The following is a 21,040-nucleotide window of genomic DNA, read 5'->3' on the forward strand; positions in this document are numbered from 1 at the left end:
AGCAGGCTTGCTCGATGCGGTTGCGCGTGAGAGAGTCCTCCCCGATGTCGGAGACGCACTCCGTGGAGCGAGGCTGGAGCGAGCGGTGGTCGCCGCTCGGGGGACTGGTGGCGGTCGTGGCGTTCGTCGCTGTCTTCCTCGCAACCAGCGGAGACACGGGCGAGACCCCGGAAGAGGTGATCGCATACGCGGCCGACCACGAGACCGACGTGACGCTGCAGGGTGTGATGGGGCTCGTCGCGCTGCCGCTGCTGCTCTGGTTCGTCTCGGGCCTCTACGCACGCGCCCGTCGCTGGCAGTCGCAGACTGCTCCCGCGCTCGTCCTGGCGGGTGGCACCGGATTTGCGCTGCTGCTGTTCGTCGCCGTCACGATCTGGGCGGCACCGCTCGTCGACTTCCCCGGCGATGCAGATCCGACGGCGGCAGCCAACGCCTACCTGCTGATCGACGACATCGGCTGGGTCACGCTCGGCGGTGCGGGTATCTGCTTCGCGGTGATGGCGCTCGCGGCATCCGTGGCGGCGCTCCGAGCCGGAGCCGTCCCGACCTGGCTCGGATGGCTCGGTGCGATCGTCGGCGTGCTCTCGGCGGCGACGATCGTGTTCTTCGGGCTCTTTGCGTGGCTCCTGTGGCTGCTCGTCGTGTCGATCCTGATGCTCGTTCGGCGCGCCTGACAGCCCACAAGAGCGGCGGACGCGGGCAACGGCTCCTCATCCCCGCATCTCGATCACCCGCAGCTCCCGGACCTGCGTCGGCGAGGGGCGACGGAGCCCTGGCGTGCGCTTCCAGGTACAGGGCCTCCTGCTGCCGATCCAGGAGTAGGGAGGCCGCACGCGCGGTGGCGACGCGGGTCTCGTCAGTGCCGGGGCTGGGGCTCGAACCCAGATGTCCCGTGAGGGACAGCCGCTTTTAAGGCGGCCGCGTCTACCCGTTCCGCCACCCCGGCCGGTGCCGCGAGTCTAGAGCGCCGGCGCGTGCGTCGCGGTCGCGCAGGCGCCTCCGGCGAGCCCGGCGTCGATCCAGTCGAGCGCCTCGGTACACTGCGGCCCTCGATGGCGAGCACCGAGCACGTACCCTCGTACGCACACCTCGAGTTCGACACGCCCCTCTACCGCACCGCCGTGGCCCAGTTCGACCAGGCGGTGCCCTACGCCGACGTCGCCGACGGCGTGGCCGAGCGGCTGCGCTACCCGGAGCGCTCCGTGATCGTCGGCTGCCCCGTGCGGCTCGACAGCGGCCAGCGCGCCGTCTTCCCGGGCTACCGCGTGCAGCACTCGAGCGTGCTCGGGCCGACGAAGGGCGGGGTGCGCTACGACCCGCACGTCTCGCTCGGGGAGTGCGCGGCCCTCGCCGTGTGGATGACGTGGAAGTGCGCGCTCCTGCGGCTCCCCTACGGCGGCGCCAAGGGCGGGGTGCGCTGCGACCCGCGGGCGATGTCGCGTTCGGAGCTCGAGCGCCTGACGCGTCGCTTCACCTCCGAGCTGCTGCCGTTCATCGGCCCGCAGGAGGACATTCCGGCACCCGACATGGCCACGAACGAGCAGACGATGGCGTGGATGATGGACACGTACTCGATGCAGCGCGGGCACGCCGTGCCCGAGATCGTGACCGGTAAGCCGATCTCGATCGGCGGCTCGGTCTTCCGGCACGAGGCGACGGGCGCCGGCGTCGTGATGGTGATCGCGCGAGCGTGCGAGCGGCTGGGTTGGCGCCTCTCCGAGCAGCGCTGCGTCGTGCAGGGCTTCGGCAACGTCGGCGGGATCGCCGCGCAGGAGCTCGTCGACCGTGGCGCCCTCGTCATCGGCGTCGCCGACCACTCCGGCGGGGTCTGGGATCCGGCCGGGCTCGACATCCCGACGATGAGCCAGTACGCGCTGGAGCACCGGTCGCTCGAGGGCTGGGAGGTCGGCACGCGGATCTCGAACGAGGAGCTCCTCGAGCTCGACTGCGACATCCTCGTGCTGGCGGCCCGCGAGGACCAGATCCACGGCGACAACGCGCATCGGCTCCGCTGCCGCATGATCGCCGAGGGTGCGAACGGCCCCACCTCGCTCGAGGCCGACGCCGTGCTCCGCGAACGCGGGATCCCGGTGCTCCCGGACATCCTCACGAACGCTGGCGGTGTCACCGTCTCGTACTTCGAGTGGGTGCAGGACCTCGGGCGCCTGTTCTGGGGACGCGACGAGATCCGCGCCAAGCTGGCCGAGAAGCTGAACGACGCGTTCGACCGCGTCTGGGAGATCGGGGGCGAGAAGGGGATCTCGCTGCGGACGGCGGCGCTCGTCGCGGGCATCCGCGAGGTCGGCGCGGCCCTCGACGCGCGCGGGCTCTACCCGTAACCTGCCGGGGCCGATGGACAGGGTTCGCGATGCGATGATCACGGAGCCGCGGTCGCTTCCCGCGGCCGCGTCCGCGCAGGAGGCGGGGGAGGTGCTCGTGCCGCGCGAGGTGCGCGCCGTGTACGTCGTCGGCGAGCGGGGCGAGCTCGTCGGCGTGGTCACGCGCAAGACGCTCGTCGCCGCGGTCGTCGCGACCGGGCGGTCGCCCGGCGAGACGCGGCTCGCCGACATCGCCGAGGCCCCGCACTACACGATCGGCCCCGACGTCCCGCTCGAGGAGGCGTTCCGCTTCCTCGAGGAGCAGGACGCCGAGCGCGTCCCCGTCGTCGAGGACGGCAGGCTGATCGGCGTCGTCTCGCGCGCCGTCCTCAAGCGCCGGCTCGCCGAGGACGAGGACCGCATCGACGACGAGTAGTGCCTCGCGGCTCCCGGCCGCGGCGGTCGCGGAGTCGCGAGCGGGGTGCCCCGCGATCGACCAGCCGCCGAGCCGGTCGGGCTACGGCCGCCGGCGCCTGCGCGCGTGCGGCTCGACGAGCGCGATCGGGTCGGCCTGCCCGGCTGCGCCGCACTCGATTTCGTCCACCTCGACCGCCGTCAACGGACGGCGATCCGCGGGGACGCGCTCCACCTCGAGGCCGCGTGCCGCGACCTCCGCGGCGACGACCTCGGCGCCGACCCTGCCCAGGAGGTGGTGGAAGGTGCCCGGCGCCCGATCGGCGAGCCCGGCGAAGAACACGGGCAGCCAGCGCCCTGCGTGGTCGCTGAGGAACGCCGCCTCGATCTCGGCACAGCGCGTCGCCTCCTCCTCGCGCCCGGCCTCCGTCGCCTCGATCCTGCGCAGCGCCAGGAAGGCGAGGAACTCGAGCTCCGTCCCGGCGTGGTCGACGCGCTCGACGGCCGGGCCGTCGGCCTCCGCGCCGAACGCGCGGTAGAAGCCCGCGACGTCGGCCATCTGGCGCGTCTGCCGGAAGGGATCGAGCTCGTAGCTCCCCTCGTAGGGCGGGATCACGACGTCGCCGGCGAACAGCCGCTCGTGGGCGGCGACGAGCTCGTCCAGCGGCGTGGACGCCGCCGCCTCGCACAGCGCCCCGAGCTCGGTCGGCGCGCCGGGCCTGCCGGCCAGCGCGCCCGCGAGCGCGGCGATCTCCTCCATCGTCGCCGGTGTCGGCGTCGCCAGCCCCAGCGAGAGCAGGCGCAGGAGGGCGACGCTGTCGACGCCGACGGCGGCCGGGGCGGTGCTCACGGCAGCTCCAGCGAGAACGGGATCCAGGTCGCGTAGTGCTTCCGTCCCCCGCGGTTCTCCTGGTCGCCGAGCCAGACGGCGAAGGCGACGAACCACTGCTGCGCCGGCTCGAGCTCCGCGCCGATCGCGTCCCGCGCCGTGGGGAAGCCGATCGTCACGCTCCACGACGAGTCGTCGTGCACGCCCCGTCCCTGGGCCGTCACCTGCGGGAGGTGCGTCGTGGTGCCGAACCCCTCGGCGACCATCTGCTCGATCGGGGTCGTACGCTCGACCTGCGAGAGGGGGTTGCCCGCCGCCCGTCCCACCCAGTACAGCTCGGCGGTCTCGGGGGGGAGCACGTCGTCGGGCATCACGTCGTGCACGACCCGCGGGTAGATCTGGTCGACGCCGCTCTTGCCCGCGAGGTCCCGTTGCCACGTCGCGCGCCACTGGAGGATGTGCACGGGCTTGCCGGGCTCGCCCATGGTGATCGGCGGCGGGTCGCCGGGGGCGGTCGGCAGCATCACGGCGACGGCGTCGTGGTAGCGCCGCACCCCGTCGAGGTCGTCGACGGAGTCGTCGGCCCAGGTCAGGCGGAACGCGACGTCGGTCCCGTTGTGCAGTGCCCAGGCGCGGAGCTCCGCGACTCCCGCGTACTCCAGGTAGGGCGGTGCGAGGCGTTGCGGCACGAGCGGCACGACCGTCTCGGCCGCCTCGCTCCACATGGCCGACCCGGGGTCGTCCTGCGGCAGCACGTCGGGCACGTAGGCGGCGACCAGGGCGGTGTCGGGCGGAGCCTCGCTCGTGAACGCTCCGAGCACTCCTGCGACACCCACCGCTCCGGCACCGACCGCGCCGACGGCGCCGGCGGCGACGAGTGCGTCCCTGCGTGTCATGCCCTCGGCCATCGGGTCACCTCACGTGTTGTGGCGGTAGCCGGTCGCCGGCTCGCCGGCGGCCGTGGTCGCGAACTCGAAGGGGCGCACGAACGCGGGCTCGCGCAGCGGCACCGCGACGATCTCGGCCCCGCTCTCGTCGTAGCCGCGCGCTACGCCGTCCTTCACGTCGAAGGTCTCGAAGATCCGCTCGGTCGAGCCGAAGAGCATCAGGAGGCCGAGCAGCTCGGGGTCGTCCTTCGCGCGGCGATAGAGCGCGATCGCACGCTCGACGCCGGGCCCGAACAGCTGCGTCAGATGCGGCACCGGGACGTGGACGGGCGGGATGTAGTAGACGTTCGGCTCGAGCCCGAGCTGCGGGTACAGGGGCAGCGCGATCTTCTTCACGTGCACCAGGAAGTCGGCGGGTTTCCGGGGGTCGGCGTCCTCCGGCCGCGAGAGGTAGTTCGTGAGGCGCAGCCGGCCGATGCACGCCGTCGTGCACTGCGTCTGCAGCCCCTGCTCGAGCTTCGGGTAGCAGCCGATGCACTTCTCCGAGACGCGCGTCTCGAGGTTGAACATCGTCTTCTTGTACGGGCAGGCGGTGAGGCACTCCTGGTAGCCGCGGCACCGCTCCTGGTCGACGAGGACGACGCCGTCCTCGGGGCGCTTGTAGATCGCGTCCCGCGGGCAGGCGGCGACGCAGGCGGGATACGTGCAGTGGTTGCAGATCCGCTGCAGGTAGTACATCCACATCATCGAGTGGGGGGTGTCCTCGATGTACGGCGTGTCGTCGGCCGACCCCGTGGGCTCGTCCTCGCCGATGTTCGGGTGGTTCCAGTCCGCCTCCTCGGGCGCCCAGCCGAGCACGTACTCGCCCGGGGGCGCGGCCTCGAACAGCGTCTCGCCCGCGTAGGTGTCCCCGTTCCACTCCTGACGGCCGAGGAGGTCGAGCACGTTGACGTCCCAGCCCGTCGGGTAGTAGCCGAACGGCTTCGTCTCGATGTTGTTCCAGAGCATGTACTCCTGGCCCTTGCCCCACGTCCAGGTGCCCTTGCAGGCGATCGTGCAGCTCTGGCAGGCGATGCACTTGTTCGTGTCCATGATCATCGTGAACTGGCGCCTCGGCCTGGACTCCGGGTACCAGTAGTCCATCTCGCGCCCGAGCTGCCAGTTCGTCACCTTGACCCGCTGCTTGGCCACGCTCAGCTCCCCGTGCTCCCGACGTAGTCACCGGCGAGGTAGTCGACGAGCGCCTCGGAGGGCGCCTCGGGCCGGAGCCCGAGCGTCACCGGCCGCCACAGCCGCTCGGCCCCGACGCCGCCGTCCTCGGCCTTCTCGATCTTGACGAACGCCTCCTTCGGTGCGCCGGACACCGAGTGCACGTCCGCCTCGAAGCCCTTGCCGATCACCTGGCCGAAGTACCCCTTGCGGACGAGCGTCTCCGTCTGCTGGGTCGGCCGCAGCCACGCCCGCGTCCCGGACTGGTGGCTGCCGTGGCGGAAGAGGGCCACGTAGCGCGTCTGCTGGTTCAGCGCGGGGTTCCCCACCGCGGCCTTCTGGTTCGCGACCGTGGCCGGGGTCGCGGCGTACATGTTGAACCAGGTGCGGATCACGCCGCGGCTCATCCCGGGGTAGATGCGCACGCGCATCATCACGCGCGCCACCTCGTAGTCGGGGTCGTCGTCCTTCCAGCCGCGGTACGGACGGTCCTCGGGGTCGGCGTCGACCCAGGCGTAGTCGCCGTCCTCGAGCCCGAGCTCGACGGCGTCCTTGGGGTTGATCTCGAGGTACGCCTCGCCGGTCCAGGGCATGCGCGGGTCGCGGCGGTAGGGGTCGCCGAAGGGGCCGAACAGCATCGAGATCCAGTCGGCGTCGACCGCGGTCGAGTGCGCGCCCCAGCGGTACTTCGGCGTCTGGAACACGAAGCGGAATGCCGGATCCGCCTCGTTCAGCGGGTGGAGCGTCTGCTTCAGCTCCTCCCACGACCGGACGACGTTCCGGTACTGGCGCGTCTCGACGTCCACCTGGTCGACGGGCACGCCGTAGTCCTCGGGGGTGCGGGGCTTGATCGAGGGATGCTCGGCGTTCGAGAGGATCGCGTTCGGCTCGTAGAAGGTCGCGTCGACCGGCTCGCGCCACACGGGGAGCGACTCGCCCGCCGCCTGGAACTCGGGCTCGGGGCGGTAGAACTCGAGCCGTCCCGTCGCCGTGTACCAGGGCTTGTCCTCCTGGCGCTGCTCCCATCCGCCGCAGCGCGGGTAGGTGCGCATGTTCATCAGGTGGGGGATGCCCTGCTTCGAGCTCTCGTGCACCTCCGCGAAGGTGAGGCCGCGCGTGGCGTTCGACCCCGCGAAGATCCGCTCCAGGTACGGCACCGGGTCGCCGTCGAGGACGCCCCGCCAGTACTGCTCCATCCGCGGCTCGTCGATCAGCTCGCCGAGCGCCTTCGCGGTCAGCGCGAGCGCCTCGTAGTCGGAGCGCGTGTCGTACAGCCGCTTGAGGGGGGTCGCCGGGAACGCCATCAGGAACGGGTTCGTGCAGCTCGCCGTGGCGTCCGGCAGCTTGAACTCGGCCCAGGAGTCCGCCGGGAACACGAGGTCGGCGTACTCGCACGAGCTCGTCCAGTGCCACTCGTTGCAGAAGATCGCGTCCTGGTGGGGCAGCGTGTTGTGCACGAGGTCGAACGACCACTTCGCGTTGCCGAGCAGGGAGTTCGAGTTCCCGAACCAGATCAGCTTCGTCGGCGTCGGCATGTGGCTGGCCCCGGTCAGCAGCTCGCCCTTCGTCAGGTCGCCCTCGTCGTCCTTGGCGACGGCGCGCAGCGGGCGCTCGCCGTAGTTCCAGTAGTGGGCCGACTCGGTCTTGTAGTAGCGCTTCACCGCCGCGGGCTTCGTGAAGTCGGGCTCGATCGCGAACGGGTCCTCGGCGATCCACTGGCCCATCGCCTGGAACACCGACCCGCGGTAGTTGCCCGCGTAGCTGCCGACGTTCCCGCCGAGGTGGCCGATGTTGTCGGTGAGGGCGGCGACGAGGAACTGGACGCGGCCGAAGAGGTCGTTCTGGAAGTAGTGGTTCGGCCCCATGCCGGCCGCGAGCAAGGTCCGGCCCGCGTTCGCGGCGAGCTGGCGTGCGATCGACTGGATCGCCTGCGGCGGCACGCGGCACACCTCGGCCGTCGTCCGCAGGTCGAAGGTCTCGTCGAGGTACTGCTTGAGGAGGTCGAAGGCGGGCCGCACGGTGACCGTGGTGCCGTCGACGAGCTCCACCTCGAACTCGCCGACGAGCGCCGGGTCGCCGTCGAAGCGCGCCCCGACCTCGTCGCGGCTGACCGGGCGGGGGCTGTTCGTCGCGCGGTCCCACCAGACGAAGTCGCCCCACTCGTCGCGGAGCTCGTTCGCGACGACCTGGGTGCCGGCGGTGAACGGGGGCGGGGGAGGGTTGCCCTTGATCTCGGCGTCGGGCTTGAGCGTCACGTAGTTCGTCAGCTGGGCGAGCCGGTAGCCGGGGAAGACGTCCCGGGCGTCGAGCCGTTCGTTCGTGTCGAGGCGGACGAGCAGCGGGAGGTCGGTGCGCTCGACCACCGCCGTGCGGTCGTAGAGGTTCTTCGAGATCAGCTCGCGCGCGACGCCGAGGAAGAAGGCGGCGTCCGTGCCCGGGCGGAGGATGATCATCTCGTCGGCCTTGTTCGCCGTCGGCATGTAGTCGGCGCTGATCACCACCACGCGCGTCCCCTTCAGGCGCGCGTCCCCGATCCAGTGCCCGTCGGGCATCTTCGTGCAGATCCAGTTCATCCCGATGATCAGCAGCAGGTCGGTGTCCTCGGCCGAGAAGAGATCGAAGTCGACGGTCTGGCTGCCGCTGACCATCGGGTGCCCGGGGGGGAGGTCGGTGTGCCACGCGTAGTTGTCGAACGTCCGGCTCCCGAGGATCTGCTCCTGCGGCACGTCCGGCCGGATCTTGCGATCGAGGAGGGCGAGCATGTTGGCGAAGCGGTAGAAGCCGAAGATGCGGCCGATGCCGAGCAGCGGCATCCCGCCGCGGAGCTTGATCGCCTGGACGCCTGCGCCCTTCATCGCCTCGACCATGCTCGGGTGGTAGAGGGCGGTCTCGGTCTCCGGGTCCTTCTGGGCGAGCAGCTTCCGCGTCCCCTCCTCTCCGTTGTACGTCCGCGCGACGTTCTCCATCGTCTTGGCGGCGATCTCCGTCGCCTCGGCCCACGAGATGCGGATCCAGTCGTCGCGACCCCGGAGCCTCGTGTCCATCTGCGGCGTGCCGTCCTCGTCGCGCGGGAAGCCGGCCTCGACCCAGCTCTTGAACCCCTTGCGGATCGACGGCGCCTTCACGCGGCGCTCGCTGTAGAAGCGCCGGCTGAGGATCAGGCCCTTCTGGCAGATGCGCGGATCCCACCGGTGCGACGCCTGGTTGCCGTACAGGTCGGTCGCCTGCCCGTAGCCGTACGTCGGGCTGATGCGGACGACGACGCCGTTCTTCACGTGCGCGCGGAGGAGGCAGTTGTGGGTGTCGTTCGGCGCGCACGTGAAGACGAACGTCGAGTCGTCCGCGTACTGGTCGCGGTAGATCTGCTCCCAGTCGCGGTCGGGCAACACGCGGAGCGGGTTGCCCGGCACGTAGGCGCCGGGTGTGGCGGCCTCGGCGGGCGAGAGGAAGCGCGCCGGGCCGAGGAGGTCGGCCAGTGCCGCCCCCGAGCCGAGTGCGAGCGCGCGGCCGAGCAACTGCCTCCGGGAGACGCCCTGTGCCATTACCCGAGAACCTCGCGGGACCGGGCGTGCCGAGCATCGTGGTGCGCCCGACGCGGAGTCAGTAGGAAATACTGATCGTGGAAACGCTGGAGAAACACCACTGGGTCAGGTGCGGCGAAGGTGTGCCCGGCAGAGCCCGGGCGCGGGGTAGGGATCGAGGTGGTCGAGCGCGACCCCCGCGCCGAGCGTCTCGAGCGCGCCCGAGAGCAGGCCCCCGTGGAGGGGGCAGACGATCTCCCCGTAGGTGTCGACGAGGTCGTGGAACGGGCAGCGGTGCATCTCGATCACGTCTCCACGCCGCTCCGGCGCGAATCCGTGGCTCGCGAGCAGGCCGACGATCCGGTCGACCGCCTCGTCGTGTGACACGTGGGAGGCCGGGGGCGGGCGGTCGACGAGGTACTGCCCCCAGGCACGGCCCGTCTGCTCGGCGAGGATCTCCCCTTCGGTCGAGCCCGCGAGGGCGCTCGCCAGCACCTCGGCGAGGAAGCGGTAGCTCTCGACCGGCTCGGGCGTGCCGTGCGTCGCCTCGTAGACGATGCGCGGCCGTCCCGGGTGTCCGCGGTGAACCGGGCTCGACGACACGAGCCCGTCGTCCGCGAGCCTCCCGAGATGCCAGCGGATCGTGTTCGGGTGGAGCTCCAGTCGTCCGGCGAGCTCCGAGATGTCGAGCCCTTCGGGCGCGTCGCGCAGCACGGCCAGGACCTGCAGGCGGCGTGGCTCCTCGCCGGCACCGACCGCGCCGACTGCCGCATCCGGAATGCCGTTCGTCATCTCCGGCAAGTGTCCCGGGATCCCGGCGGTCGCGCGACCGTGGAAATCCCTGAATCGACCTGCGGTCTCTGGGCAGGGCGCGGGGCGCGTCCGGCGCCCGCGCGGAGGGGGGTGCCGGCCCGGCGGCCGTCGACCCGCTACGGCTCGAGCGCGACGAGCGCCGCCGTCACGATCGCCTCGGGCGAGACGTCGTAGGCGGCGTACACCTCCGGCTGCGACCCGGTCTGGCCGAAGGCGTCCACGCCGAGCGGCACGCAGCGGGTGCCGAGCGCGGACCCGAGCCAGGCGAGCGCGTGCGACGAGCCGTCGATCACCGTGACGACGGGAAGCCCGCGCTCGTCCGGGCCCAGCAGCGACTCGAGGTGGCAGGGCGTCGTCGCCGCGCCGCCCCGCACCGGGCCCGTGCGCGCACGCCGCCAGTCGTGGTAGAGGCGGTCGGGCGAGGAGAGGCAGAGCACCGTCGACTCGACGCCCTCGTCGTCGGCGAGCAGCTCCGCGGCGGCGAGAGCCTCCGGCGCCATCGCGCCACACGTCGCGATCAGGACCCGATCCTCCGACGGGCTCGGCTCCCGGAGCCGGAAGCCTCCGGCGACGACGTCGGCGCGGAGCGCCTCCTCGCCGCGGCGCGCGGCGGCGGCGGCAAAGGGTGCCTGGTCGATCGGCTTCGTCGACAGGCGCAGGTAGAGCGACTGGCCGTCGGGCTCCTGCAGCCGGCGCAGGCCGTCCGCGAGCAGCCACTCGAGCTCCCGCGCGAACGCCGGCTCGCAGTAGGTCAGCCCCGGCGTCTCGATCCCGATGCCCGGCGTCGAGAGCGACTGGTGCGCTCCGCCCTCCCGTGAGAGGGAGATCCCGGACGGCGTCCCGCAGAGCACGAACCGTGCGCCCTGGTACACGGAGAACACGATCCCCTCGAGGGCCCGCATCACGAACGGGTCGTAGAGCGCTCCGACCGGGAACAGCCGCTCGCGCTGGAAGTCCCACGTGAGCCCGAGCTGCCCGAGCGCGAGCACGAGGTTCATCTCGGCGATCCCCATCTCCAGGTGCTGCCCGCCGGGCCCGACGCGCCACTTCAGCGGAGAGTCCTCCATCGCGTCGTAGACGGGCTCCTCCTCCGGGCCCCAGACCCCGGTCTTGTTGATGAAGCCGCCGAGGTTCGTGGAGACGGAGACGTCGGGGGAGACGGTCACGAGGCGCTCGCCGAGGCCGTCGACGCGCGACAGCTCGAGCAGGGCGCGGCCGAACGCCGCCTGTGTCGACGTCGTGCCGGGGTCGCGTTCCGAGAGCGTCGTCGGGACGGCGATCGGCGTCGGCAGCCGACGTTCGCCGCGGTCGAGCCGCCCCCGCGCCGCGGCCAGGAGCCGGCCCTCGGGGGAGTCGGGCGCGAAGCCGTCCCACTCCGTCGCCGGCGTGAGTCCCGTCCGTGCCCGGAAGTCGTCGATCTGCTCGGCCGTCAGCAGCGCCGAATGGTTCTGCGGGCGGCCGGCGATCTCGAGGCCGAAGCCCTTGATCGTGTACGCGAAGATCACGGTCGGCCGCTGGGTCGTCTCGCGGGCGCGCGCGAGCGCGGCGAGCACGTCTCCGAGGTCGTGGCCGCCGAGGTCCCGCACGAGCTCGGCGACCCCGCCCGCGTAGTCCTCGAGCAGCCCGGCGAGCGCCGACCGCTCCCGGCCGGAGAACGGCTCGAGCACCGTCTCGCGCACGAGCTCCTCGCTGGCGCCGAACAGCGACTGGTACTGCTCGTTCGGCATCTCGTCGATGCGCCGCCGGAGCAGGTCGCCTCCCGGGCGGGCATAGGCCGCCCGCAGCCTGCGCCCGTACTTGAGCTCGATCACCTCCCAGCCGTTCGTGCGGAACTGGGCCTCGAGCTCCGCCGCACGGATGCCGGGGATCACGCGATCGAGGCTCTGCCGGTTGAGGTCGACGATCCACAGCACGTTCCCGAGCTTCCGCGCGAGCGGCTCGACGAGCGCCTCCCAGACGTTGCCCTCGTCGAGCTCCGCATCGCCCAGGAGCGAGATGAAGCGCCCGCCGGTCGAGGCGCCGAAGTGCGTGTCGACGTAGCGGTCGGCGAGCGCCGCGAAGAGCGGTGCCGCCGAGCCGAGCCCGACCGAGCCGGTGGAGAAGTCGACCGGGAACGGGTCCTTCGTCCGCGACGGGTAGCTCTGGAGCCCTCCGAAGTCGCGCAGCCGCGTGAGGTAGGAGCGGTCGAGGCGGCCCAGCAGGTACTCGAGCGCGTGCATCACCGGCGACGCGTGCGGCTTCACGGACACGCGGTCGCGCGCGTCCATGTCGGCGAGCCAGAGCGCCGTCATCAGCGTCACCATCGACGCCGAGGACGCCTGATGGCCGCCGACCTTGAGGTCGTCGCCGCTGGGCCGCTCGCGGTTCGCGTAGTCGACGATCCGCACCGCGAGCCACAGCACGCGTCGCTCGATCGCCGACAGCGTCTCGATCGAGTCCCGCCTCGACCCGGAGTCCATCGTCTGCATCGATCAGTCGCCGTCGAGGTGTCGTCGGAGGGCAGGTGCGGTGCTCGCGCGCCGGCGGCACGACGAAGCGCGCCGACCCGTGCCGGCGGCGACGGGAGAGAGGACCGTGCGAGCCACGTGCTGATGATACGAGCCGGGTGCGGCTCGGCGGCCGCGGCGTGTCGCTCAGCAGGCGGTGAACGACTGCGGCGGAGCGTCGCCGTCCGCGTCCGCCGGCAGCTCCGCCGCGGCCAGCGCGGCGCCGTACAGGATGTCGCGCTCGCTCGCCTCGATGCCGTCCAGCCGGTAGGCGTCGAGGATGCCGCGCAGGATCGCCGTGCCCGCGACGATCACGGGGGCGCGCGCGGGCTCGAGCCCCGTGATGCGCTCTCGTCGTGCGAGCGGGAGCGCCGCGAGCCGGCGGAACGACGCCTCGATCGACGCGCGGGGGACGACGTGCCCGTGGATGCGCGCGGCGTCGTACTCGTCGAGGCCGAGGTCGAGGGCGGCGAGCGTCGTCACGGTGCCGGCGACGCCGATCGCGCTCGTCGGTGCGAGGTCGGGAAGGCTCGAGCCGACGTGCTCGGCGAGGGAGTCGAGCTCGCGGGCCGACGGCGGGTCCGATGCCAGGAACCGTTCCTGCATCCGCACGCAGCCGAGCTGGAGGCTGGTCGAGGAGGTCATACCCTCCGGGCCGCCGAGGACGAGCTCGGTGGAGCCGCCGCCGATGTCGACGAGCAGCGTCGCGTGCTCCAGCTCGCGATCGGAGGTCACGCCGCGCAGCGTCAGGTCGGCCTCCTCGGCGCCGGAGAGGAGCCGCGTCGTGAAGCCGTAGCTCCACTCGATCTCGCCGAGGAACGCCTCGCCGTTCTCCGCGTCGCGGACGGCGCTGGTCGCCGTCGCGAGCGTCCGCTCGGCGCCGAGCGCCTCGGCCTCACGGCGGTAGTCGACGAGCACGCCGCGGACGCGTGCGATCGCGGACGGGCGCAGCACGGGCCGCTCGTCGACCCCGTCGCCGAGGCGTGTGATCGCGAGCCGTCGTACGACCTCGGTCACCCGCCCGTCGCAGACGTCGGCGACGAGCAGCCTCGTCGAGTTCGTTCCCAGGTCGATCGCCGCGACCCGCACGCCCGGTCAGCGGCCGGGGACGAACCAGAACGTGCGCGCGAGCTGCGCGCGCGCCTCGCGCAGGGCGGCGAGCTGGACGTCGAGGCGGGCGCGGGAGGCCCGGAGCCGCTCCGCTGCCGCCGCGAGGTTCGTGGCGCTCGCGTTCGCCCGTGCGAGCTGCTGCTCGATCTCCCCGGCGACGCCCGAGATCCGGTCGAGCTCGGACCCGATCGTGCCGCCGGCGCGCTTCGCCATTCGCCACAGGCGGATCCCGCGCACGATCGCGACCGTGAGGCCGGCGACGACGCCGAAGGCGAGCACCCCGAGCGCGATCCAGAGCGCCATACGCTGCTACGATACGCATTGCGACGCGGGGTGGAGCAGTCAGGTAGCTCGCCGGGCTCATAACCCGGAGGTCGCGGGTTCAAATCCCGCCCCCGCTATCAGGAGGCCCCCGACCCCGGGGGTCTCGTCGTTTCGGGGGACGAGCGGCGGCTCGCACCCCGGTCGGCCTCTCCGGACGCGCCGGACGGTCGAGGTAGTACCCTGATCCGCGGCCCGTGGCGACAGGATCGCGGGCGCTCCCATCCCCACAGATCGTGTTCGACACCGCCCCCGACAGCGAGCCCGTCGAGACCCAGGAGTGGCTCGACTCGGTCGACGCTGTCGTCGAGTTCGACGGCCGGCACCGGATGGGCTACCTGCTCGACCGCGTGATCGAGCACGCGCAGGACTACGGCGTCCCGGTCTCCGCGGCTCTCTCCACGCCCTACGTGAACACGATCCCGGCCGGGGACGAGGTTCCGGTGCCCGGTGACCCCGACCTCGAGCGGCTCGCGACCGCGCTCGTGCGCTGGAACGCGATCGCGATCGTCCTCCAGGCGAACGCGGAGTCGACCGAGCTCGGCGGGCACATCGCGAGCTACCAGTCGGCCGAGACCCTCTACGAGGTCGGCTTCAACCACTTCTGGCGCGCACCGACCGAGGGGAACCGTGGCGACCTCGTGTACATGCAGGGCCACTCCTCCCCCGGGATCTACGCACGCGCGTTCCTCGAAGGGCGGCTCACCGAGGAGCAGCTCCGGCACTTCCGCCAGGAGGTCGGCGGAGGCGGGCTCTCGTCCTACCCGCACCCGTGGCTGATGCCCGACTTCTGGCAGTTCCCCACCGTCTCGATGGGGCTCGGCCCGATCATGGCGATCCAGCAGGCGCGCTTCATGAAGTACATGCAGGCGCGCGGGCTGCTCAAGCCGAGCGACCGCAAGGTGTGGGCGTTCATGGGCGACGGCGAGATGGACGAGCCCGAGGCGACGGGGGCGATCCCGCTCGCCGGCCGCGAGCGGCTCGACAACCTCGTGTTCGTCGTCAACTGCAAACTGCTGCGCCTCGACGGGCCCGTGCGGGGCAACGCGAAGGTGATCCAGGAGCTCGAGAGCGACTTTCGCGGGGCCGGTTGGAACGTGATCAAGGTGATCTGGGGCGCGAACTGGGATCCCCTGCTCGCCGCCGACGCGGACGGCTGGCTCCGTCGGCGCATGGAGGAGGCGGTCGACGGCGAGTACCAGACGTTCAAGGCGAACGACGGGGCCTTCGTGCGCGAGAAGTTCTTCGGGAAGTACCCGCAGACGCGCGCCATGGTCGAGGGCTGGACCGACGACGAGATCTGGGCGCTCCGCCGCGGCGGCCACGACCCGCAGAAGGTCTACAACGCCTACCGGGCGGCGATCGCGCACACGGGGCAGCCGACGGTGATCCTCGCGAAGACGATCAAGGGGTTCGGGATGGGCGTCGCCGGGGAGGGCCGCAACATCACGCACCAGCAGAAGTCGATGAACGAGGAGGCCCGGCTCGCGATCCGCGACCGGCTCGGGCTGCCGCTCACCGACGAGCAGGCGACGGGCGCCTTCTTCCACCGGCCCGCGGAGGACAGCCCGGAGCTCGCCTACATGCTCGAGCGGCGCCGCGAGCTCGGCGGCAGCCTCCCGCAGCGCGTTGACACGGCCGACCGGCTGCCCGTGCCGGGGCCGTTCGAGAGCGTCCTCGAGGGCAGCGGCGAGCGCGAGAACTCGACGACGATGGCCTTCGTCCGCATCCTCAACACCCTCGTCCGCGACGAGGCGCTCGGCCCGCGGATCGTGCCGATCGTCGCCGACGAGTCGCGCACGTTCGGGATGGAGGGGATGTTCCGCCAGCTCGGCATCTTCTCCCAGGTCGGGCAGCTCTACGAGCCCGAGGACGCCGGCGACTTCATGTTCTACCGGGAGGACGCGAGCGGGCAGATCCTGCAGGAGGGGATCAACGAGGCCGGGGCGATGGCGTCGTGGATCGCCGCCGCGACGTCGTACGCGAACCACGGCGTGACGATGGTGCCCTTCTACATCTTCTACTCGATGTTCGGCTTCCAGCGGATCGGCGACCTCGCCTGGGCCGCGGGCGACAGCAGGGCGCGCGGGTTCCTGATCGGCGGCACGTCCGGCCGGACGACCCTGAACGGCGAGGGCCTGCAGCACGAGGACGGACAGTCGCACCTGCTCGCGGCGACGATCCCGACCTGCCGCGCGTACGACCCGACCTACGGCTACGAGCTCGCGGTGATCGTGCGCGACGGGCTCCGTCGCATGTGCGAGGAGCAGGAGGACGTCTTCTACTACGTCACCGTGATGAACGAGAACTACCCGCACCCGCCGCTGCCGGACGGCGTCAAGGAAGGGATCCTCCGCGGCATGTATCGCATCCGGGAGGGTGTCGCCGACCCGGCGGCGAGCGTGCGCCTGCTCGGGTCGGGGGCGATCCTGCGGGAGGTGCTCGCGGCGGCGGAGCTCCTCGAGTCCGCCCACGGGATCGGCGCCGAGGTGTGGAGCGTGACGAGCTTCACCGAGCTCCGCCGCGAGGCGCTCGAGGCGGAGCGGTGGAACCGGCTGCATCCGCTCGAGCAGCCCCGCGCCTCCTTCGTGGAGGAGGCGCTCGGCGGGTCGGCGGGCCCGGTCGTGGCGGCGACGGACTACATGCGCAGCTTCGCCGACCAAATCCGCCCGTTCGTCCCGGGCCGCTACGTCACCCTCGGCACCGACGGCTTCGGCCGCAGCGACTATCGGAAGCAGCTGCGGCGGTTCTTCGAGGTCGACCGACACCACGTGGCCGTCGCCGCGCTGAAGGCGCTCGCCGACGAGGGATCGCTCGAGCCGTCGGTCGTCCAGGACGCGATCGAGGGGTTCGGGATCGACGCCGACGCCGCGCCGCCCTGGCGGCACTGACCACCCGCGCGGCGGGCGTCGCGCCGAGCGGTCGGCTCTCATGATCCTCTCACGTGGATGTGGTGAGATGCGCGTGGGGGGTGGGGGAGAAGCGGAGGACGAGTGCTCGACGAGCAACGAGACGGTGAGGGCGGGCGGCGCGGCCGCATCGCACTGCTCGCGGTCTCGTTCGTCGCCGTCGCGGTGCTCGGCGCGCTCGCCGGGATCGGCGTCTACGAGCTCCTCGCCGACGACGCGGACGAGGCCGCGCCTGCGCCCGCGGCCGCGTCGACGACCCCCGCCCCGGCGCCTGCGAGCCCGTCGTGGATCGCCGACCTGTACGAGCAGGTGGCGCCGGGCGTCGTCGAGATCACGGCGGCGGGTGTCAGCGGCTCCGATCCGTTCGGCCCCTTCGGCCCCCCCGGCGGGGGCGCCGCCCAGGGATCGGGCTTCGTGATCGACGAGGAGGGCACGATCCTCACGAACCAGCACGTCGTGGACGGCGCCAGCACGCTCGAGGTGATGTTCGCCGACGGCGCGACGGTGGAGGCGGAGCTCGTCGGGGTCGACGCGTCGACCGACATCGCCGTGCTCGACGTCGACGTCCCGGCCGACGAGCTCACCCCGCTGCCGCTCGGGGGCTCCGCCTCCGTCCGTCCGGGCGAGGCCGTCGTCGCGATCGGGAGCCCGTTCGGGCTCGAGGGCTCGATCACGGCCGGGATCGTCAGCGCCGTCGGTCGGACGATGAGGGCGCCGAACGGCTACTCGATCGCAGGCTCGATCCAGACGGACGCGCCGATCAACACGGGGAACTCGGGCGGGCCGCTGATCGACGCCGCGGGCTCGGTGATCGGGGTCAACGCGCAGATCGAGTCGAGCTCGGGCGGGAACGAGGGCGTGGGCTTCGCGATCCCGATCGACGCCGCGCGCAGGGTCGCGGAGGCGCTGCTCGCCGGCGAGTCGGTCGCGTATCCGTACCTCGGCGCGCAGCTCACCGACGCTCCGTCGGGCGGGGGCGCGGAGATCGCCGCCGTGCAGTCCGGGAGCCCCGCCGAGGAGGCCGGGCTCCGGGAGGGCGACGTCGTCGTCGCCGTCGACGGCCGGCGGGTCAGGTCCTCCGGGGAGCTCGTCGCCGCCGTCGGCGCGCGCGACCCCGGCGACGCCGTCACGCTGACGGTGACGCGGGACGGGGAGGACCGGGACGTCGAGGTGACGCTCGGCACGCGGCCCTCCTGAGGCGCGGTCGGCGCGGCGGTCGTGCGCCCTCGGCGCGCCGCCCGCCCGCCCGTCCGACAGAATGTCGTCGGCGGCCGTGCGGGCACCGCACGGTATGCGACCCGCGCTCCACGGTCGTCCGCCGTCGGTGTCGACCCAGGGAGGACGCGTGGCAGAGCCCGTGAGAGTGACCCTCTACAACGACCCGGGCTGCCCGTGGGCGTACTCTGCGCAGCCGGCCTTCCGGGCGCTCCAGTGGCGCTACGGTGCCCAGCTGGACTGGCGGCTCGTGCTGATCGGCCTCACCGAGCACGCCCAGCAGTACGTCGACCGGGGATACACGCCGCTCGGCACCGCGGAGGGCTACGCCCGGCGGTACCGGCGCTTCGGCATGCCGTTCGGCCCGGCGCCCCGCGAGCGCGTCGTCGGCACGGGCCGCGCGTGCCGGGCGATCGTCGCCGCCCGGCTGTGGTCGTCGGGCGCGGAGTGGGCCGTCTTCCGGGCGCTCCAGTTCGCCTGGTTCACGACGACGCTCCTCCTCGACGAGGACGACGCGATCGCCGAGGCGCTCCAGGGCGTGCCCGGGCTCGACGTCGGAGCGGTGATCGGCGCCATCGACACCCCGGAGGTCGAGGAGGCGTACCAGCGCGACCGCACCGAGGCGCGCACCGCGAGCGGCTCGCCGCCCGAGCTCCAGGGCAAGACCGCCACGACCGACGGCCCCGTCCGCTTCACGGCACCGTCCGTGGTGTTCGAGCACGGCGACGTCAGGCTCGTGGCCGGCGGCTGGCAGCCGGTCGAGGCGTACGACGTGATCGTCGCGAACCTCGTTCCCGACGGCGAGCGACGCGCCGTGCCGGACGACCCGGCGGCGCTGCTCGAGCGCTTCCCCGGCGGTCTCACGACGCAGGAGGTGGCGCAGCTGCTCACCCACGGCAACGACGCACCCGACCGCACCGAGGCCGAGGCGGCGATGTTGCGGCTCGTAGCCCTCGGGTCGGCGACGCGCACCGCGCTCGGCGACGACGCCGTCTGGACGCGCGCGTAGGCCCTCCGCCCGGGCTCAGCCGTCTGCGAGCGGGGCGAGGGCGACGATCTCGCGGCGGAACGGCGGCGTGTCGCCGGACGCCGGCGGCTCGTCGAGCTCCTCGGCGTAGCGGCGGCCGTCCCAGACGGCGGCGGCGATCGTGCCGGGCGCGTAGGCGTCGCCCACGAGCTCCACGGTGGGGCCGTCGCCGCGGTCGGCGAGCGCGACGCCCAACGCGTCCGCGAGCCCGTCCTCGGGGAGGCGCGCGGTCACGAGCACGAGCGCGTCGCACGCGAGCTCGCGCTCGGCGTCCGAGTACGTACAGGCCGTGCGCACGGATCCCGGGGCCGTTCCGGTCACCGCCTCGGTCACACGGAGCTCGACGCCGAGCCCGAGCAGCCGCCGCTGGACCCGGTGCTGCTCCATCGTGTTCTCGGTCCACGCCGAGACGCGCGCCTCCGGCGTCACCAGCGTGACCTGGCAGCCCTCGGCGACGAGCAGCTCCGCGAGCACGCCGCCCAGGTAGTAGTGGTCGTCGTCGTAGAGGACGACCCGTCGGCCCGAGGGGCGTGCGCCGGCGATCAGGTCGTCGGGCGTGAGGAGCTCGACGTCGCCCAGCGCGACCGGACGCTGGTGCCAGCGCCCGACGCCGTCCCGGCGCCACCGTGCGCCTGTGGCGACGGCGACGTGGTCGAAGTCGTACGCGAGCACCTCGGCCGCGTCGAGCCGGCTCCCGAGCGCCAGCTCGACGTTCGGGAGGCGGTCGAGCTGGCCGCGGCGGTAGTCGACGACGCGGATCCAGGTCGCGAGCCCGGGGAGCCGCGCCTCGCGGGCGACCCGCCCGCCGAGCGCGTCCGTCGCCTCCGCGAGCACGACGTCGTAGCCTCGCCGGCCGAGCGACATCGCCGCCTCCAGCCCGGCCGGGCCGGCACCGACGACGAGCACCTTCGCGTCGCTCGTCTTCGGCCGCATGCGCTCGGGGTGCCATCCCCGCCGCCACTCCTCGCCCATGCTCGGGTTCTGCGTGCAGCGGATCGGCGTGATCGTGAAGTCGCCGGTGACGCACATGTTGCAGCCGATGCACTCGCGGATGTCCTCGAGCCGGCCCTCTTCGATCTTCCGCGGCAGGAACGGGTCGGCGATCGACGGGCGGGCGGCGCCGATCAGGTCGAGGACGCCGTCCGTGATCATCCGCACCATCGTGTCCGGCGACGTGAACCGCCCGACGCCGACGACCGGCTTCGAGGTGAGCTGCTTCAGCCCGCGCACGTAGGGCTCCTGGGAGCCCTCGTCGCCGAAGCGAGCCGTCAGCGAGTCGAAGTCCCAGTCGCCGACCATGAAGTCCCAGAGGTCGGGCAGCTCCCCGACGAGGCCGAGCACCTCCTCGATCTCGCCGCGCTCGAGCCCGGCCGCCCCGACGAGCTCGTCGACGCAGAGGCGGCAGGCGACGGCGGCGCGCCCGTCGACCTCGTCGAGCGTGTCCTCGAGCACCTCCCGCAACAGGCGGGCCCGGTTCTCGAGACTGCCGCCGTAGCCGTCGGTGCGGTCGTTGAAGCGGCGCGAGAGGAAGTGCTGGAGCGTCGTCAGCCCGTGCCCCGCGTAGACGTAGACGAGGTCGTAGCCTGCGGCCAGCGACCGCGCCACGGCCTGGCGGTGCCAGCGCCGGAGATCGCCGATGTCGTCGAGGCTCATCCGCCGCGCCTGCACCGGTGACGTCCCGGAGACGGGGAGGTGCCCCGCGCCGAGCGGGGCGCGCCGCGTCCAGAGGTTGGCCGCGAAGATGCCGCTGTGCGTGAGCTCGATCCCGGCGAGCGCCCCGTGCTCGTGCACCTTCTCGACGAGCCGGGCGTGGGCGGGGACGTCGGCGTCGTCCCAGATCCGCCCCTCGATGTACGGCGAGAGCTCCGTCGTGTGGTGGATCTCCACCTCCTCGGTGCAGACGACCGCCCACCCGCCCTCGGCCTTCGTGCCGCGCATGAAGGCGTGCGCCGTCGGGTCGCGATGCCCCATCCCGTTGCAG

Annotated in this window: 15 protein-coding genes and 2 tRNA genes; 7 read left to right on the top strand and 10 right to left on the bottom strand. The window is 72.5% G+C overall.

Translation table 11 applies throughout. The features are described 5' to 3' along the window. Positions 1-44 precede the first annotated feature (44 nt). The gene (locus tag AC162C_RS09705; protein ID WP_484097369.1) at positions 45-674 is read left to right on the top strand and encodes a hypothetical protein; all 630 of its coding nucleotides are present in this window, start codon (positions 45-47) and stop codon (positions 672-674) included. A 186-nt stretch (positions 675-860) separates the two neighbouring features. Here AC162C_RS09705 and AC162C_RS09710 read toward each other — a convergent pair. Further along, a tRNA-Leu gene (locus AC162C_RS09710) sits at positions 861-946 on the bottom strand. Between the two features lie 106 nt (positions 947-1,052). Between AC162C_RS09710 and AC162C_RS09715 the strand changes: the two genes are divergently transcribed. Next, positions 1,053-2,339 (top strand): Glu/Leu/Phe/Val family dehydrogenase, encoded by a 1,287-nt coding sequence (locus tag AC162C_RS09715; protein ID WP_484097370.1) that lies wholly within the window; start codon positions 1,053-1,055, stop codon positions 2,337-2,339. Between the two features lie 13 nt (positions 2,340-2,352). Next, positions 2,353-2,754: a CBS domain-containing protein gene (locus tag AC162C_RS09720; RefSeq protein ID WP_462974236.1), complete on the top strand. Its 402-nt coding sequence runs from the start codon at positions 2,353-2,355 to the stop codon at positions 2,752-2,754. 81 nt (positions 2,755-2,835) lie between these two features. Here AC162C_RS09720 and AC162C_RS09725 read toward each other — a convergent pair whose 3' ends face one another. The 8 genes from AC162C_RS09725 to AC162C_RS09760 all read right to left on the bottom strand — a co-directional run bounded on the left by AC162C_RS09725 (position 2,836) and on the right by AC162C_RS09760 (position 13,890). Next, a complete protein-coding gene (locus tag AC162C_RS09725) occupies positions 2,836-3,582 on the bottom strand; it encodes a TorD/DmsD family molecular chaperone (RefSeq protein ID WP_484097371.1) in 747 nt (248 codons plus the stop codon). Next, positions 3,579-4,469 carry an ethylbenzene dehydrogenase-related protein gene (locus AC162C_RS09730; protein ID WP_484097372.1) on the bottom strand — a complete coding sequence of 297 codons (891 nt, stop codon included), beginning with the start codon at positions 4,467-4,469 and terminating at the stop codon, positions 3,579-3,581. The genes AC162C_RS09725 and AC162C_RS09730 overlap by 4 nt, the downstream gene beginning before the upstream one ends. Before the next feature lie 9 nt (positions 4,470-4,478). Continuing rightward, positions 4,479-5,591, bottom strand: coding sequence for a 4Fe-4S dicluster domain-containing protein (locus AC162C_RS09735; protein ID WP_484097382.1), 1,113 nt, complete (start codon positions 5,589-5,591; stop codon positions 4,479-4,481). Positions 5,592-5,641: 50 nt separating this feature from the next. Then, entirely contained in the window at positions 5,642-9,199 is a 3,558-nt protein-coding gene (locus AC162C_RS09740) for a molybdopterin-dependent oxidoreductase (RefSeq protein WP_484097373.1), read from the bottom strand. A 105-nt stretch (positions 9,200-9,304) separates the two neighbouring features. After that, complete coding sequence (locus AC162C_RS09745) at positions 9,305-9,970, bottom strand: helix-turn-helix transcriptional regulator (protein WP_484097374.1); 666 nt, start codon at positions 9,968-9,970, stop codon at positions 9,305-9,307. A gap of 137 nt (positions 9,971-10,107) precedes the next feature. Continuing rightward, positions 10,108-12,450 carry a 1-deoxy-D-xylulose-5-phosphate synthase N-terminal domain-containing protein gene (locus AC162C_RS09750; RefSeq protein WP_484097383.1) on the bottom strand — a complete coding sequence of 781 codons (2,343 nt, stop codon included), beginning with the start codon at positions 12,448-12,450 and terminating at the stop codon, positions 10,108-10,110. Positions 12,451-12,624: 174 nt separating this feature from the next. Further along, the gene (locus tag AC162C_RS09755; RefSeq protein WP_484097375.1) at positions 12,625-13,566 is read right to left on the bottom strand and encodes a Ppx/GppA phosphatase family protein; all 942 of its coding nucleotides are present in this window, start codon (positions 13,564-13,566) and stop codon (positions 12,625-12,627) included. A 6-nt stretch (positions 13,567-13,572) separates the two neighbouring features. Next, positions 13,573-13,890, bottom strand: a complete 318-nt coding sequence (locus tag AC162C_RS09760; RefSeq protein ID WP_484097376.1) for a hypothetical protein — start codon at positions 13,888-13,890, stop codon at positions 13,573-13,575. Positions 13,891-13,914: 24 nt separating this feature from the next. Here AC162C_RS09760 and AC162C_RS09765 point away from each other — a divergent pair. The 4 genes from AC162C_RS09765 (at position 13,915) to AC162C_RS09780 (ending at position 19,041) form a co-directional block, all read left to right on the top strand. Continuing rightward, positions 13,915-13,988, top strand: a tRNA-Met gene (locus AC162C_RS09765). A gap of 117 nt (positions 13,989-14,105) precedes the next feature. Further along, a complete protein-coding gene (aceE, locus tag AC162C_RS09770) occupies positions 14,106-16,799 on the top strand; it encodes a pyruvate dehydrogenase (acetyl-transferring), homodimeric type (protein WP_484097377.1) in 2,694 nt (897 codons plus the stop codon). 102 nt (positions 16,800-16,901) lie between these two features. After that, complete coding sequence (locus AC162C_RS09775) at positions 16,902-18,014, top strand: S1C family serine protease (RefSeq protein ID WP_484097378.1); 1,113 nt, start codon at positions 16,902-16,904, stop codon at positions 18,012-18,014. A 160-nt stretch (positions 18,015-18,174) separates the two neighbouring features. Further along, complete coding sequence (locus AC162C_RS09780) at positions 18,175-19,041, top strand: DsbA family protein (RefSeq protein ID WP_484097379.1); 867 nt, start codon at positions 18,175-18,177, stop codon at positions 19,039-19,041. Between the two features lie 15 nt (positions 19,042-19,056). Here the strand turns inward: AC162C_RS09780 and AC162C_RS09785 are convergent. Beyond that, the coding region (locus tag AC162C_RS09785) for an oxidoreductase (protein WP_484097380.1) at positions 19,057-21,040 on the bottom strand (1,984 nt) is incomplete at its 5' end.

The sequence above is a fragment of the Gaiella sp. genome (genome assembly GCF_057140465.1).

What these genes read in the sequence shown, in the direction of transcription:
- AC162C_RS09715 (WP_484097370.1), top strand. Translation starts at nt 1,053, where the DNA reads ATGGCGAGCACCGAGCACGTACCCTCGTACGCACACCTCGAGTTCGAC.
- AC162C_RS09730 (WP_484097372.1), bottom strand. Translation starts at nt 4,469, where the DNA reads ATGGCCGAGGGCATGACACGCAGGGACGCACTCGTCGCCGCCGGCGCC.
- AC162C_RS09705 (WP_484097369.1), top strand. Translation starts at nt 45, where the DNA reads ATGTCGGAGACGCACTCCGTGGAGCGAGGCTGGAGCGAGCGGTGGTCG.
- AC162C_RS09740 (WP_484097373.1), bottom strand. Translation starts at nt 9,199, where the DNA reads ATGGCACAGGGCGTCTCCCGGAGGCAGTTGCTCGGCCGCGCGCTCGCA.
- AC162C_RS09750 (WP_484097383.1), bottom strand. Translation starts at nt 12,450, where the DNA reads ATGGACTCCGGGTCGAGGCGGGACTCGATCGAGACGCTGTCGGCGATC.
- AC162C_RS09760 (WP_484097376.1), bottom strand. Translation starts at nt 13,890, where the DNA reads ATGGCGCTCTGGATCGCGCTCGGGGTGCTCGCCTTCGGCGTCGTCGCC.
- AC162C_RS09720 (WP_462974236.1), top strand. Translation starts at nt 2,353, where the DNA reads ATGGACAGGGTTCGCGATGCGATGATCACGGAGCCGCGGTCGCTTCCC.
- AC162C_RS09735 (WP_484097382.1), bottom strand. Translation starts at nt 5,591, where the DNA reads ATGGACTACTGGTACCCGGAGTCCAGGCCGAGGCGCCAGTTCACGATG.
- AC162C_RS09745 (WP_484097374.1), bottom strand. Translation starts at nt 9,970, where the DNA reads ATGACGAACGGCATTCCGGATGCGGCAGTCGGCGCGGTCGGTGCCGGC.